The organism is Candidatus Latescibacter sp. IFSED24 (assembly GCF_058273205.1).
Genome location: NZ_CM177850.1, coordinates 396,304 through 411,175, shown reverse-complemented (window position 1 = coordinate 411,175; position 14,872 = coordinate 396,304). Strand labels below are relative to the sequence as shown.

General features: G+C 69.2%; 10 protein-coding genes. All 10 read right to left on the bottom strand.

Going from position 1 to position 14,872, the window contains the following annotated elements; genetic code table 11:
• A complete protein-coding gene (gene porA, locus IFSED24_RS01600; RefSeq protein ID WP_491333483.1) occupies positions 1–1,194 on the bottom strand; it encodes a pyruvate ferredoxin oxidoreductase in 1,194 nt (397 codons plus the stop codon).
• Between the two features lie 12 nt (positions 1,195–1,206).
• Positions 1,207–1,515: a 4Fe-4S binding protein gene (locus tag IFSED24_RS01595; protein WP_491333482.1), complete on the bottom strand. Its 309-nt coding sequence runs from the start codon at positions 1,513–1,515 to the stop codon at positions 1,207–1,209.
• The gene (locus tag IFSED24_RS01590) at positions 1,512–2,093 is read right to left on the bottom strand and encodes a 2-oxoacid:acceptor oxidoreductase family protein (RefSeq protein WP_491333481.1); all 582 of its coding nucleotides are present in this window, start codon (positions 2,091–2,093) and stop codon (positions 1,512–1,514) included. Before IFSED24_RS01590 ends, IFSED24_RS01595 begins: the two co-directional genes overlap by 4 nt.
• 155 nt (positions 2,094–2,248) lie before the next feature.
• On the bottom strand, positions 2,249–5,281 hold the full coding sequence (locus IFSED24_RS01585) for a C1 family peptidase (RefSeq protein ID WP_491333480.1): 3,033 nt from the start codon (positions 5,279–5,281) through the stop codon (positions 2,249–2,251).
• A gap of 153 nt (positions 5,282–5,434) precedes the next feature.
• On the bottom strand, positions 5,435–7,441 hold the full coding sequence (gene priA, locus IFSED24_RS01580) for a replication restart helicase PriA (RefSeq protein WP_491333479.1): 2,007 nt from the start codon (positions 7,439–7,441) through the stop codon (positions 5,435–5,437).
• A 126-nt stretch (positions 7,442–7,567) separates the two neighbouring features.
• Positions 7,568–7,939: a response regulator transcription factor gene (locus IFSED24_RS01575; protein ID WP_491333478.1), complete on the bottom strand. Its 372-nt coding sequence runs from the start codon at positions 7,937–7,939 to the stop codon at positions 7,568–7,570.
• Between the two features lie 71 nt (positions 7,940–8,010).
• Positions 8,011–11,052 (bottom strand): HD domain-containing phosphohydrolase, encoded by a 3,042-nt coding sequence (locus IFSED24_RS01570; protein WP_491333477.1) that lies wholly within the window; start codon positions 11,050–11,052, stop codon positions 8,011–8,013.
• 2 nt (positions 11,053–11,054) lie between these two features.
• Positions 11,055–11,441, bottom strand: a complete 387-nt coding sequence (locus IFSED24_RS01565) for a response regulator (protein ID WP_491333476.1) — start codon at positions 11,439–11,441, stop codon at positions 11,055–11,057.
• The gene (locus tag IFSED24_RS01560; RefSeq protein ID WP_491333475.1) at positions 11,438–13,816 is read right to left on the bottom strand and encodes an HD domain-containing phosphohydrolase; all 2,379 of its coding nucleotides are present in this window, start codon (positions 13,814–13,816) and stop codon (positions 11,438–11,440) included. Before IFSED24_RS01560 ends, IFSED24_RS01565 begins: the two co-directional genes overlap by 4 nt.
• Before the next feature lie 14 nt (positions 13,817–13,830).
• The gene (locus IFSED24_RS01555) at positions 13,831–14,820 is read right to left on the bottom strand and encodes a GGDEF domain-containing response regulator (protein WP_491333474.1); all 990 of its coding nucleotides are present in this window, start codon (positions 14,818–14,820) and stop codon (positions 13,831–13,833) included.
• Between the last annotated feature and the right edge of the window lie 52 nt (positions 14,821–14,872).

Sequence of the window (14,872 nt, the reverse complement as noted above, 5' to 3'; positions counted from 1 at the left end):
TTAGGCCCGGATCCCGAGCAGGTTGTGGATGGGCACGTCGTGGCCGGCAGCGATCTTCTGCATGGCCTCGATGACCTCGGCCGCGTGGCCGAGCTCGAAGTCGCGTCCACCCAGCCCATAGAGCCAGTTGTGGATCGGCGTGGCGCTCTTGTCGCCGTACATGGCGCTGCGGATCTCGGTGAACACCGGACCGCCCCAGCCGCCGAAGCTCGCCGAACGGTCGCAGATCGCGATGGCCTTGCGACCGGCCAGGACCGGGCGCAGCTGCTCGGCGGGGAAGGGCCGGAACAGGCGCAGCTTCAACAGGCCGACCTTCACGCCCTTCTCGCGGTACTCGTCGATCACGTCCTTGGCGGTGCCGGCGCTCGAACCGAGGATCACCATGACCAGCTCGGCGTCGTCCATCTTGTACTCTTCCCACATCCCGTAACGGCGGCCGGTGAGTTCGGCGTACTCGTCGAACACCTGCTGCGCCACGTCGAAGACCCTGGGATAGGCCTCGAGCTGGCTCCACTTGTGCTCGAAGTAGTAGTCGGTCAGGTCCAGCGGGCCGACGGTGACCGGGTTGGCGGGATCGAGCAGCGTGTACTTGTGCTTGTAGGGACCGATGAAGTCGTAGGCCGCATCGTCGTCCAGCATGTACAGCGCGTCTTCCTTGTGGCTGACGATGAAGCCGTCGTAGTTGACCATGGCGGGCAACCGGACGTCCATGTGCTCGCCGATGCGGAAGTTCATCAGCCCCGTGTCGTAGGCCTCCTGGGCGTTCTCGCAGAAGTGGTGGATCCACCCCGCGTCGCGGCCGCCCATGGAGTCCGAGTGGTCGCAGTGGATGTTGATGTTGCCCGACAGCGCGCGGTTCACCAGCGCCATCTGGATGGGCAGCCGCAGCGAAGCGGCGATGTAGACGATCTCCCACATCAGCGCGAAGCCGGCCGAGCTGGTGGCGGTGATGGTGCGGGCGCCGGCTGCCGCCGACCCCACGGCCGCCGACATGGCCGAGTGCTCGCTCTCGACGAGGATCATCTCGGCGGTCGACTCACCGTTCGCCACGAACTCGGCGAACTTGTGCATCATCTCGGTCTGCGGCGTGATGGGGAAGGCGGAGGCGACGTGAGGGCGGGCCTGCTTGAAAGCATAGGCCACGGCCTCGTTGCCGCTCAGCGCCGTGAGCTGTTGATCCACGGTCTTGGTCATCTCAGGCGCCTCCTACTTCTCTTCGCGGATCATCACCAGCGCGGCCTTGCCCTTGGCGGCAGGCGGACACTCGGTGGCGCAGATTCCGCAACCCTTGCAGTGGTCCAGCTCGATTCCGACGACCTGCGGCTTCTCGCCGCTGAGGTCCACCTTGATGGCGGTGTCGGGACAGTAGATCCAGCAGAACATGCAGTGAATGCAATTCTCGGGATAGAACTGGGGCACGAAGGTGCGCCAGTCACCGGTCTTGAAGTCCGCAGCGTTGCCGGCCTCGGGGATGATGCCGGCCTCGGGCAGATCCTGTGCTCGCTTCAGGCTCATTCCGACACCACCTCGTTGTAGGCCTTCTCCACGGCCCGGAGGTTGCCCTCGACCACGGCCTGGGAGAACTTCTTGCTGAACTTCGCCTTCATGGCGCTCATCATCTCGTCCAGTTCCATGATGGGCTTGGCGGCGAGGAGCGCACCGGTCATGGGCATGTTGGGGATGGGCTTGCCGAAGCTGTCCAGCGCGATCTGGGTGGCGTCCACGGTGAACACCTTGGCGCCTTCCACCTTCAGCTTCTTCTTGATCTCCGCCGGCGTCAGCGAGGTGTTGATCAGGAAGACGGTGTCCTGGTCGGTGCCCGCGGTCACGCCCGCCGCCGGAGAATCCAGCAGCGAGGGATCCAGCACGATCACGATCTGGGGGTGCTCGATGCCGCAGTGCCTGCGGATCGGTTCGTCGGAAATGCGGGTGAACCCGCGCATGGGAGCGCCGCGGCGTTCCGGACCGTACTCGGGGAATCCCTGCCCGTACTTGCCCTTGGCGAGCACGGCCTGGGCCACGAACATGGCCGCGGTCTTGGCGCCCTGCCCGCCGCGCGCATGCCAGCGGATCTCGACCATCTGAGCAGCCATCCTTCACCTTCCTTGTGGCTGAAAGTGGCGAAAATGGAAAGACATCTCGCGGATGTGAAAATTCGCTCGGGTCCAAATTAGTGACTCATACCGGACGAAACAAGAATAAAGGGGCGCCAGATACCTGACGCCCCTCATCCAGTTATGGCCACCTGCTACTTGGCCAGGACCACCTTGACCGTCCTGCTGGTGCGGCCGTCATCCAGGCGCACGAAATATAGGCCCGTGGCCGCGCCGCGGCCCGACTGGTCGGTGCCGTTCCAGATCACGGTGTGATGCCCGGCCGCCAAGGTCCCGTCCTGCAGCGTCTGCACCAGCCGGCCGCGCAGGTCGTAGACGCAGAGCCGCACGTGGGCGCTGGCGGGGACAGCGAAGGCGATGGCCGTGCGCGGGTTGAAGGGGTTGGGCGCCACGGCGGTGATGGCCAGGGCCTGCGGCACGCCGGCGTCGGGAACCGGCACGCCGCCACCGGAGGTGTAGACCCGGTTGCTGAAGCCACCGGCGTGCCCGGCCGCGTCGATGGCGCCGACCACGTAGTACCACGACCCGGCGGGTGCGACCTCGTTGAATTCGCACTCGGGATGGGTCACCTGGCCGCAGAGGTTCTCCACTGCGGGCAGGAAGACCTCGGCGCTATCGCGGTAGACCGCATAGCTCGCCGCACCCTCCACCGCGGTCCAGCTGAGATCGGCCTGGCCCGCGTTCAGGTCGAGCACGAGTCCCGTGACCCGGTGCGGAGTCATGGCGACGGCGGCCGCGCCGCCGGAGAGGCCGCGGTCGGTGGTCGAGCCGTCCCAGTCCTCGCCCGCCGCAGTGGAACCGCTGTCGATGGCCGGCGAGTGCAGGCCCGGAGCGAAGTCGCCGACCTCGGCATCGGCATAACGCGGGTCAGCCACCAGATCGTGGGGGCTGCCGCCGCCGGGCAGGTCGTCGCCCAGGTTGCCGAAGGCCAGGTTCCAGTCGTGGCTGGCCGACGGACCGCCAACCAGGAGGCCGCCACCGTCGTTGGCGGTGACGATGTTGTTGAACACGTCCAGTTCGCCGTCGGCGATGATGAAGCCCGCACCGCCGTTGCCGCCGCTGTTGGCGTGCCAGACGCAGTTGCTGACAGTGCCCGCGGTGAGCGCCTGCGCGTAGCAGCCACCGCCGAGTCCGACCGCGGCGTTGCCGGCCACCAGCACGTTGCGAAGCTCGAGCGACCCGCCGGTGGCGAAGATTCCGCCGCCGTTGCCGGTCCAGAGCGTGTTGTCCTCGAGCGAGCCCCGCTCGACGACGAGATCGGCGTTCGCGACGTGGATCCCGCCGCCCGCGTTCAGGGCCCGGTTGGCGACGATCGCCGTCTCCCGCACCGTGACCTGCGCATCGGCGGCCATGGCCAGCGCACCACCGACGCCCGCGCCACCCCCGCGGATCTCGCAGCCGGCGACGGTGGCCTGTCCCCCGTGGACATAGATGGCCGCACCGGGGTTGGCCGCGGTGCTGTCGCTGGTGGCGTTGGCGAGGAACGTGCAATCCTCGATCAGGGCCCCTTCGCTGGCCGACAGCGCCACCGCACCGCCGTGGCTGCCCACGTTGCCGGAGAAGGTGCAGTTGCGCACGGTGGGCGCCCCGCCATGCGCCATGATGGCCCCGCCCCAGCCGGCAGCGCTGCCCGGATCGGCCCGGTTATCCTCGAAGCGGCAGTTCTCGATGAGCGGCGAGGCGTCCACCGAGATGATGGCCGCCCCGTGACGACCGTTCACGGGCACCGAGCCGAGCGGAGCCTGGCAATCGTGGAAGATGACGCCGTCGACGCCGCAGAACGTGCGCGCATTGTAGTTGAACCGCACCGCGCCGTTGACCCCACGGATCCGGGTCTCGTAGACCTCGGGGTCCCGCACGGTGAAGTCCTCGTTCCAGCCGCCCAGGATGTGCAGCTGGGAGTTGATGGTGATGCCGCTCTCGAGGTAATCGCCAGCGGTGACCAGGATCGAGTCGCGGCCCGCACCGGCGATCACCGCGTCGGCGATACTGTGGGCCGCCTTGGCCGGGGTGTCGTATGGCGGCTGGTTTGAGCCGGCAGACGAGACGTAGCGGGTCTGGTGCCCGATGATGGTGAACTCGTCGGCCGTGAAGCCGAACCCGCGGTAAGTTCCCTCGCTGGGGAAGACTACGACGGTGGCCCGATCGGTGGAGACGTTGGGCAGGAGCCACTCGTAGCTGCCGGTGTTGGGCACGTTCTCGGCGATCAATTCGCTCTGGCACGCCCCGTTGGTCCCGTAGTAGAGGTCGACCGCATCGACGGGTTCGTTGAGGGCGAACCAGTTGATGGTGACCGGGAAGTCGCCGTAGTAGAGCAGATCGGGCTCGGGCGAGGAGATGCCCATCCGCACCGGCGGCGGCGTATAGTTCAGCGCCGTCACCCCGTAACCGATGTTGCAGGCGCCGTAGGCCACGTAGCAATAGCCGCCCATGCCCCAGCCCGCACCCCAGCTGTTCTTGACGATCCAGGCCCCGTTGTCGCCCAGGCGGTCTTCCCAGCCCACGATGAGGACCAGGTGGTTGGTGCCGTTGCCGGGGGAATCGATGACGCCGCCCGAGTAGCCGTCCCAGTCGTCGTTGGCGTCCACCGACGTGCAGACAGGACCGTTCTGCATCACGCTCGTCTTGATCTGGTCGATGTCGTTGTCGATGTTCACCCAGGTGTCCAGATCGGCGAACTTGAGATACTCGTCCTGGCGGCAGGCGACATCGTCGGAGGCCTGGTAGGGCATGCAGCCCTCGAGGATCGCGCCGTGATGGCGGAAGACGTAGTAGGCCGAACCGGCCCAGCCGCCGTCGCAGCCCGAGCCGTAGGGATTGCACGAAACGATCTGCTGCTCGGAGAGGTCGAGCTTCTCGTGGTAGTAGATCCGGACCTTGGCCTCCAGCTCGCCCACCGCGGCGAAGGCCCAGCACGAGCCGCAGTCGCCCTGGTTCTTGGCCGGCGTCATGGCGTCGAGGTCGCGCCAGTCCCAGCCCTCGGGCAGGGGATCCTTGTCCGTGGGGATCAGCACCCGATGTTCCTCGAGAATGCGTTCGTAATCCGGTGGCGGCACGAAACCGCGCTGGTAGGTCTGAGCCAGCGTGGAACCGGCGGCCAGGACCAGCACGGCGGCGAGGCCAGCGATCAGCAGGATTCGAGGGGTCGGGGGTCCGCAGCGGGACATGGATCTGCCTCCCGGAAACGAGGAACGGCGCGGGCGGATTCGGGCAACATGCAAACGAATCGGGGCCCGATGGGGCATCCGGCACCCATCAGTATACAATGTGAACATCACAAAACTGTAGATCAACTTTCATGCCGAAATGCAATTTGGTTTTCAGAACAGCCCCACCGGGTCCACGTCCAGGATCAGATCCAGGCCGCGATGCGCATCGCGCAGGGCGCGGCAACAATCCGCCACCCAGGCCTTCTCGCCCCGCGAGAGGTCGCCCTTGATCAGGAGTTGGTGCCGGTATCGGCCCTGCAAGCGGGCGAAGACCGCGGGCGCCGGGCCCAGGATCTGGCGGTCGTCGCCCGCGAGCTGACGGCGGAGTGCGCCGGCGAGCTGGGCAGCGGCGTGTTCGGTGACCCCCTGGCGGATCCCGCTCACTCCGAGCCGGACAAGACGCCGGAAAGGCGGGTAGCCGGCGACGCGGCGCTGGGCCGACTCGAGCAGCGCGAAGGTGTCGTAATCGTGGTCGGCGGCGGCGAGGATCACCGGGTGTTCGGGCTGCCAGGTCTGCAGCAGCACCCGGCCGGCGCCGGTGCGGCCCGCCCGGCCCGCCACCTGGGTCAGGAGCTGGAAGACACGCTCGGCGGCGCGGTAGTCGGGGAGCGAGAGGCTGTCGTCGGCGGCCAGCACCCCCACCAGGGCGACGCCGGGGAAATGATGCCCCTTGGCCACCATCTGGGTGCCCACCAGGATGTCGGCCTCCCCCGCGGCGAAGGCCGAGAGGATGCGGGCGTGGCTGCCACGGCGCCGGGTGGTGTCATGGTCCAGGCGCAGGAGGCGCGCCTCGGGGAACGTGGCCTGCAGGACCAGTTCGGTCTTCTCGGTCCCGCCGCCTCCGGGAATGAAGGCCATCGACCGGCAGGCCGGACAGGTGTCGGGTACGGGATCCTGGTGGCCGCAGTAGTGGCAGAGCAGCCGGCGCGGCCGCAGGTGCATGGTCAGGCCGATGTCGCAGTGGGGGCACATGACCACCTCGCCGCAATCGCTGCACTGGAGCTGGCGCGCGAACCCCCGGCGGTTGTGGTAGAGGATGATCTGCTTCCGCGCGGCGAGGGTCTCGCCCACGGCGGCGAGCAGGGGTTCGCTGAATCCGTCCTGGGGACAGTCGCCGCGCAGATCCACCAGTTCGACCGCGGGCAGCGGACCGCCCACCCGGTCAGGGAGGCGATAGAGGGCGTGGCGGCCCTCGCCGGCGCGATGCCAGCTGCCGAGATCGGGAGTGGCCGATCCCAGGAGCACCACGGCCCCGGCCTCGCGGCCGCGGACCAGCGCCAGGTCGCGGGCGTGGTAACGCGGCTTCTCGTCCTGCTTGTAGCTCGTGTCGTGTTCCTCGTCCACCACCACCACCCCGAGGTCCCGCACCGGGGCGAAGAGCGCCGAACGCGGGCCCACCACCACGCGGATCTCCCCGCGGGCCGCCGCCTCGTGGACCCGACAGCGCTCGCCGCTGGACAGACCGCTGTGGATGGCCGCCACGGTCTCGCCGAACCGGGCAGTGATGCGGGCCAGCGTCTGGGGTGTGAGCGCGATCTCGGGCAGCAGGTACAGCGCACTGCGACCGCGGTCCAGCGCGTCCTGGATCACGCGCAGGAAGACCTCGGTCTTGCCGCTGCCGGTCACCCCATGCAGGAGCAGCGAGCCGAACTCGCCGCGCGCCAGCTGCGCCCCCGCCGCATCCACCACGACCTGCTGGTGGTCGGTGAGGGTGACGGAGGCCGCCTCGTCCAGCGGGAAGGCCGGGCTCTCGCTCCGTGAGCGACGGCTCCGGGTCCCCGGCCGCGGCGGATGGAAGAGCGGGACCACCTCGCCCAGGGGCAGGGCGTAGTAGCCCGCGAGCCAGACGGCCAGCCGCAGCCGGTCGGGTTGCAGACGGTAGGTCTCGGGGAGCACCTCGGCGAGATCGCGCAGCGGGTAGCCATCGATCTCGCCGAGATCCTCGGGGTTGGGCCGCGTATCGGTGACCAGGCCGATCAGACCGCGCCGACGTCCGAACGGCGCGCGCACCAGGTCGCCGGATACCGGCGCCGGGCCGGGCACCTCGGCGGGCCAGCGGTACGTGAAAGTGCCCGGCAAGGGGACGGGCAGGGCGACATCGACGAGCAGGCGGTCCAAGAGAACCTCGCTGGGGCGGGCCAGGGATCAATTGACGCCATGGTAGTCGCCGACAGCGTGTCTCACAAGACAGACGAAGACGCCGCCTCCTCGGCGGCGTCCCATCGCTGAACAGGGAGCAGTCCGCTAGTGCCGGACGCCCAGCATCTCGTTGACCTTGTCCACCAGCCGTTGCGGGCTGAAGGGTTTGGTCACGTAGTCGTTGGCGCCGGCAGCCAGACCGGATTCGCGATCGCCCTTGCCGGCGCGGGCGGTGAGCATGAGCACCGGAATGTGGCTGGTGCGCGGATTCTGCTTGAGTTCGCGGCATACCGTCAGGCCGTCGTGACCGGGCATCATCACGTCGAGGATGATCAGATCGGGCTCCTCGCTCATGGCCAGTTGCAGGGCCTGGTCGCCATCGGTGGCGGCCACCACCAGGAACCCCTCCGCCTCGAGGCTGAAATCCATGATGTTGAGGATGTTGGCCTCGTCGTCGCAGACCAGGATCTTCTGCAAAGCATTGCCTCCATGGCTGGCTTCCGGACGATTTCTCCTGTCCGGATGATCGGCCCGCGGGCCGGATTTCTTTAGCCGCGAATGAGCTGCACCGGGTGCAGCGGCGCGGGCCGCTTCAGATCTTCGCCGTCGTCGGCGCGCTGTCGGAGCTCCTCGATGAGCGACTGCCGCCGTTCAGCCTCCTCGAGGAAGACGGCGGCCAGGCGCGGGCAGTAGCGGGTGCCGGCGAGGGCCTGGATCTCGGCCAGGGCCTCACGCAGCGGCACGGCCGGCCGCCAGGGACGTCTCTGGAGCAGCGCGCGCAGGCTGTCGGTCAGGGCGATCAGGCGCGAACCCAGCGGGATGGCCTCGCCAGCCAGCCCCTTGGGATACCCCGAACCGTCGTAGTTCTCGTGATGGTGCAGGATGATCTGCCGCACCTTGGGCGGCGGCTGCAGCGGCGCCAGGGTGACCAGGCCGACCTGGACATGACGCTCGATCAGCGCGCGCTCGGCCTCGTCCAGCCGGCCTTCCTTGTTCAGCAGATACGGTGGCACCGAGCCCAGCCCCACGTCGTAGTACTGCAGCGCGAAGGCGAGGTGGCGGATATCCGTCTCGGGCAGGCTCAGGCGGCGGGCAGTGGCCAGGCAGATCTCCTGGCAGACCGCCGAGACGTCGGCGTGGGGCAGCGTGCCCACGCGGGTGGTCACACGGAGCGACGACTGGATCGCCGCGAAGTCACGCACCAGCTCCTCGTGACCAGTGAAGCGCCCGAGCAGCTGGACCAGCCGCGGTGCCATGGCTTCCAAGAGCAGGCGGTCGTCGTCGGTGAGCGGGCGGTCGTCCAGACGCTCGCGCACGGCGACCACGCCCACGACCTCGCCGTCGTCCAGCAACGGCACCACCAGCACCGGTGTCTCGCCGGCGAGCAGGACGTCCCCCGACTCGGGCCGGGTCAGCTGGCTCTGTCCTTGCTGCCAGACCTGGCCGGCCAGGCCCACGCCCGCCGCGAGCCGCAGGTCCTGGAGCTGGCCGGCGGGCAGGCCCGTCGCGGCGAGGACCGAGAGGTGGTCCTGGTTGTGATCGGCCACCAGCAGCACCACGGTGCGGACCCCGAGATTCTCGCCGACCCAGTGCACCAGCCGTTGCACGAAGAGCTTGGGCTCGTGGAACACCGGGTTCACCGGCAGCGGCGGCTCGGGGATCACGACCTGGGGACGGCGCGGCAGGAGCACGGTCAGACGCGCCCCCCCGCTGGGTACGTTCTCCGCCCAGATCCGACCGTCGTGCCACGAGACGATGTCCTGGCAGATGGCCAGCCCCACGCCCTGGCCACCGACCTCGCGGGTGCTGGACGCGTCGACCTGGTAGAACTGCTCGAAGATGGTGTGCAGCCTCTCCTCGGGGATGCCGATGCCCGAGTCCTCCACCTCCAGGCGGACGGCGGTACCCTGCTCGATCATCCGCACCAGGACGCGGCCGCCCTCGGGCGTGAACTTGAGCGCGTTGTCCACCAGGTGCCCCACAAGCTGCTGGCAGAGCACCGGATCGGCCTCGAGCACCACGCGCGAGGCGGTCTCGAGCACGAGGCTCTGGCCTGCCGCCTCGGCGCGCTGTCGCCAGTCCTCGGCCAGGCGGCGGATCAGCGCGGCCAGGTCGCACTCGGTGCGCTCGACGCGGGTGGTCTCGTCCTCCATGCGGTCGAGGTCGAGCAGATCGTTGATGATCTCCTTGAACTGCTGACCCTGGTCGTGGATCACGTCGAGGAATTCTCGCCGCATGTCGGGCGACATGTCCTCGCCACGCTCGCGCAGCATCTCGGCATAACCGATGATCGACGTGAGCGGGGTGCGCAGCTCGTGGCTGACGTTGGATACGAAGTTGCTGCGCAGATCGCCCAGGGCCTGCAGACGTTCGCTGGCCTGGGCCAGCTCGGCGCGGCTGCCCGCCAGGTGGTCGCGCAACGCCAGTACCTCGAGCACCGCAGCGACCTGACGCGCCAGCAGCTCGAGGTAACGGATACGCAGCAGGTCCGGAGCCTTGCCGGTCTCCGGCTGGTTCATCTCCAGGAAACCGTGGACCGTGCCGGTGTGGTCGGCCAGGGGCACCACCAGGCGCTGGCCCTCGGGCCAGGCCACCTCGTCGGCCGGCCGCGTGGGCGTCCAGGAATTGGTCGAGGGCAACGGCACGAGGAAGCTGTCGGACACGCGGAAGCGCGGATGCACGAGCTGCTCGTACTCGCTGCGGGCGGTGTGCAGGCTGCTCAGACGCTGCTTCTCTTCCTCACCGCAGCCGATCACCGCCTGGACCTCGAAGGCCTCCAGCGACTCGGACCAGCGATGGAGCACCACGTAGTGGAAGCCGAACAGGACCCCCACCAGTTCCACCGCGTGCTGCAGGAGATCCTGCTGGCCGCGGCGCCCGTGCAGGTCGACCGCACCCGCCATGAGATGTTCGAGCAGGCGCGCGCGGCGACCCGCGTCGCGGGCCAGTTCCAGCCCATGGTCCGCCCGCGCCAGGGCCTCGTCGCGATCCGCCTCGGCCTTGGCCGCCGCCTGCTTGACGGTCTCACGTTCGTGGATCAAGGCCAGGCTGCGCGACTCGGCCGCGTCCCAGGCCCGCTGCAAACCGAGGACCAGTTCGCGCAGGAGCAGCACGGCCAGCAGCGTCAGGGTGAAGAGGTGCGCCACCGCCGCCGTGGCGTTGCGCGCGAGCAGCGGTCGCGAGGCGTCGCCGCCGAGCAACCCCAGGAAGACCGCCAGGATCAGCGGCGTGATCAGCATGACCTTGCAGCGCCGGCGCGCCGGCGAGCAGAACAGCGAGAGGCAGGCGCCCACCGCCAGCACGAGCAGCCCCACGTCGAGCAGCGAGAACGCCGCCGCCAGGACCGGCCGCGACGCGGCGGCGTAGCCGTTGACCAGGGCGCGCAACAGCGCCGTGGGGGCCAGCACCACCCCCAGGAATCGCAGGCGGCGCCAGGCCTCGATCCCGCTGGAGACATAGGCCAGATGCGCGAGCATGGCGATGACTCCGCCCAGCACCCCGCTGGCGGCCAGATAGACCGAGGCCTGGCGCTCGCTCAGCAGCGGCAGCAGGACGTCGGTCAAGGCCGGGATGCTCGTCGGCAGATCCATGCTCAGCTTCCTGTCCTGGCCCTAGTATCCAGGAGTTCGCGCACGTGTTCGACCAGGCGCGAGATGGTGAATGGTTTGCGCATGTACAGGTTCGCCCCGGCATCGCGCATGGCGTCCCGGGCGGCCTGGTCGGTGCGCGCCGACAACGCGATGATCACGGTGTCGGCGTACGAACGGTTCTTGCGCAGCAGTCGGGTGGTCTGCACCCCGTCCAGCCGCGGCATCATGATGTCCATGATCACCACGTCGGGGCGGAACGAATGGAGCCGGTTCATGGCCTCCATGCCGTCCTCGGCACGAGCCACGTCGTACCCCTCGTGGCGCAGCGCCTGCTCGAGCAGCTTGGCCACCGGGGCCTCGTCGTCGACGATCAGGATGCGTTCGTTCAAGTCTTGACCTCCGGTGTCCATTGTCCGCGGGAGCCGGATTCCGCCGATCCCGAGAGCAGACCCTCCTCGAGCAGGACGCCGAGGAACGACACCACCACCCGCTGGTCGAACTGGGTGCCGGCGTGGCGCTGGATCTCGTCCACCGCGGCCGCCACCGACAAACCCTCGCGCCAGGGTCGCGACCGGATCATGGCGAAGAAGGCGTCGACCACCGCCAGGATGCGCGCGCCCAGCGGGATGGCCTCGCCGCGCCGTCCCTCGGGGTAGCCGCGGCCGTCGACGCGTTCGTGGTGGTGACGGATCACGGCCTGCAGCTCGGGCAACTGGACCAGGGGGCCCAGCAGATCGAGGCTGCGCTGGGGATGGCGGTCGATGTGGTCGCGTTCGTCCAGGTCCAGCTGCTCGGGCTTCTGGATCACGTCGGGATCCAGGACCACCATGCCGGCGTCGTGCAGCGCGCCGGCGTATTGCAGGAGACGGATCTCGTAAGATGACAGGCCGAGCCGGCGGCCGGTTCGCGTCAGCAGGCGCAACGCCAGCGGATCGGCCGTGGGAACGCCGCTGCGGCGCAGGCCGGTCAGCGCCGCCAGCGCCTCGGTGACCGTCTCCAGATCGCGGCGATCGACGCCGGGGTCGAGGGTGGCGCTCCAGGCCTTGCCCAGGATGTCGGCCAGGACCCGCATGAGACCGAGGTCGTCGGCGCCGAACGCGCCGCCGGTCAGGCGGCGGGCCACGAGGATCAGGCCCTTCGGCTGCCCGTCGCCCAGATTCAGGGGCGCGAGCATGGTGTGGCCGGGCTCGCCGGCCAGGACGGACAGTGCCTCGGGCAGCATGGTCGGGCCGGGCACCAGGGCCGGCGGCCCCTCCAGCGTGTTCTCGAGCCAGTGGCCGGACGGAACCAGCAGGCCCACCGTATCGGGGAGCAACCCCATGGCGGCGGTCACCACCAGGCCTCCGTCCGCCGCGGGGAGCAGGACCGCCACGGTGCGGGCCGCGGCCAGTTCGGCCACCAGGCGCAGGGTGTGTGCGCCGAGGCGTCGTTGCAGGATGGGGTCGAAGCCGCCATTCGTCAGCGCGGTGTCGCCGCTCAGGTGTTGCTGCTCCTTGGGCAGCAGCACCGAGAAGGTGGTGCCGCGACCGAAACGGCTGTGCACGTCGAGATGACCGCCGTGCAGGGCCACGATGTCCTTGACGATGCTCAGGCCCAGCCCCACGCCCTCGGTCTGCGCGGCGGCACGGGTCCGGTAGAAGCTCTGGAAGATGGCGCGCAGTTCGTGCGGCGCGATGCCGGGTCCGGTGTCGCTGACGGCCAGACGCACCATGGAGGCGTCCTCGCGGATTCCCAGCACCACGCGGCCGCCCGGCGGGGTGAACTTGAGCGCGTTGCCCAGGAGGTTCACCAGCACCTGGCGTATCAGGTCGCCATCGCCGTCGATGCAGGGCAGATCGGTGGACACCCGCCCGACGAGCTGCAGGTCGCGGTTCGAGGCCTGGGGCGCCAGCGACCGCAGGACGTCGTCCACCAGTGGCCCGATCTCCACCGGCGCCGGGTCGGCGAGCGCCGGACCGCGGCCGCGGCGGGAGGAGTCGAGCAATCGGTCCACCAGCCGCAGGAGGCGGTCGGCCTCGCTGCGGATCACGCGCAGGAATTCGGCCGAATGAGCGAAATCGGGATCGCCGGACTGCTGTTCCAGCACCTCGGCGTAGGCGGTGATCGAGGTCAACGGGGTCTTCAGCTCGTGGGCCGTGACCGCAGCCAGCCGGGCCCGCAGCTCGCCTAGCCGCGAGAGGGCTTCGCATTCCGAGCGCACGGTGGCGGCCTCGGTGGCCAGGTCGGACAGGCGCCGGCGCTGGCCCAGCATGGCTGTCAGGAGTTCGGAAACATCGCTCAGCTCGCCGGCCAGCTCGTCGGCGACCGCCGGGTCGGCCACGGGGCGGGACAGCCCCAGCACCAGCGCCAGGCCATGGCCGCGACCCGCAGGCACGCCACGCGCCAGCCAGCCGGTGAGGGCGGGACCCGTGGCCAGGGGGCATTCGCCGCTGCCGGCGAGCAGGCCGTCGGCGGCGGCGTCGAGGGCGGCCCAGGTCTGTGGGGCCGACGGTCGGTCACGCCAGATGACGCGACCGTCGGCGGTCCAGATCACCGCGCGATCGCAATCCTCGGTCTCCGGCGCCACCGGTCCCAGCTCGCTCCGGGGCACGATCAGCGCCCAGCCGACCTGGGGCCGGGAGCGCCACACGGACACCGCTTCCTCGCAGAGCACCCGCCAGGCCGCAGGCGCGTCCCAGCGGCCCTCGAGCCGCTTTCGCGCCGAGGTGAGGATCCGGTGCGCCAGGGTGTGGCGCGGGTCGAGGTTGCCGGGGCCGTCGCTCATGGTCCTCCGGGGGCTCAGGGCTGGGGATCGCCGTTGGTCTGATCGAGGATCTGCAGCTTGTTCTCGTGTCCGGGCAGGCGGCGCTCCTTGACCACCACCGACCCGGCCTGACGCTTGCCGTGACCCTTGAGTTCGGACAGGGCATCGGCCATCTCCGCCGGATGGGCGAAGCGGGCCTGGATATCGGTGATCAGCGCCACGGTGAGGGATGTCAGCGGGATCCGGGCCACCTCTCCGGTCCGGGTCCTGGTCTCCAGGTAGCCGTTGGCCAGATCCGCGGCGTCGTGCAGGTCGGCCATGCCCGCGTCGAAACGCTCGACCACGGTCTGGGCCAAGAGATCGGCACGGTCGTTGCCGCAGATCAGGACGAAGTCGTCGCCGCCGACATGGCCCACGAAATCGCCATCGGCGCCGAGCTCGTCCACGGTCTCGCAGAGCAGGTGCGCCAGGAAGCTGATGGCACGGTCGCCGCGGGCATAGCCGTACGAATCGTTGAAGCCCTTGAAGCCGTCGATGTCGAGGTACATGGCGGCGAAGGGCAGTCCGGCGTTGAGCCGCCAATAGACCTGGCGCTCGATGGCCAGGTTTCCCGGCAGGCCGGTCAGCGGGTTGGCCTCGCGCTGGGCCTGGCAGGTCTCGAGCATGTTGGCCACCCGGGCCAGCAGCTCCTCGTGGTCGAAGGGCTTGGCCACGTAGTCGTTGGCGCCGCTCTTGAGGCCCTTGATCCGGGCCGTGCTCTCGCCGCGCGCGGTGAGCATGATCACCGGCAGGCGCGAGGTCTCGCGGTTCTGGCGCATCTGCTCCAGGACGGCAAATCCGTCCAGGTGTGGCATCATCACGTCCAGGAGTACCAGGTCCGGCGATTCCTGTGCCAGAAGCGCCAGCGCCTGCCGACCGTCGGCCGCGGTGACGACCTGATAACCCGCCTGCTCCAGCAGGAACTGCAGAATACGGCGGATATGCGGCTCATCGTCCGCAATGAGGATTTTCGTAGCTTCGACCATCACCACGTCCTCGCCCCACAGTGCAGAATGACACCTGGAGGCCGCACAGGGC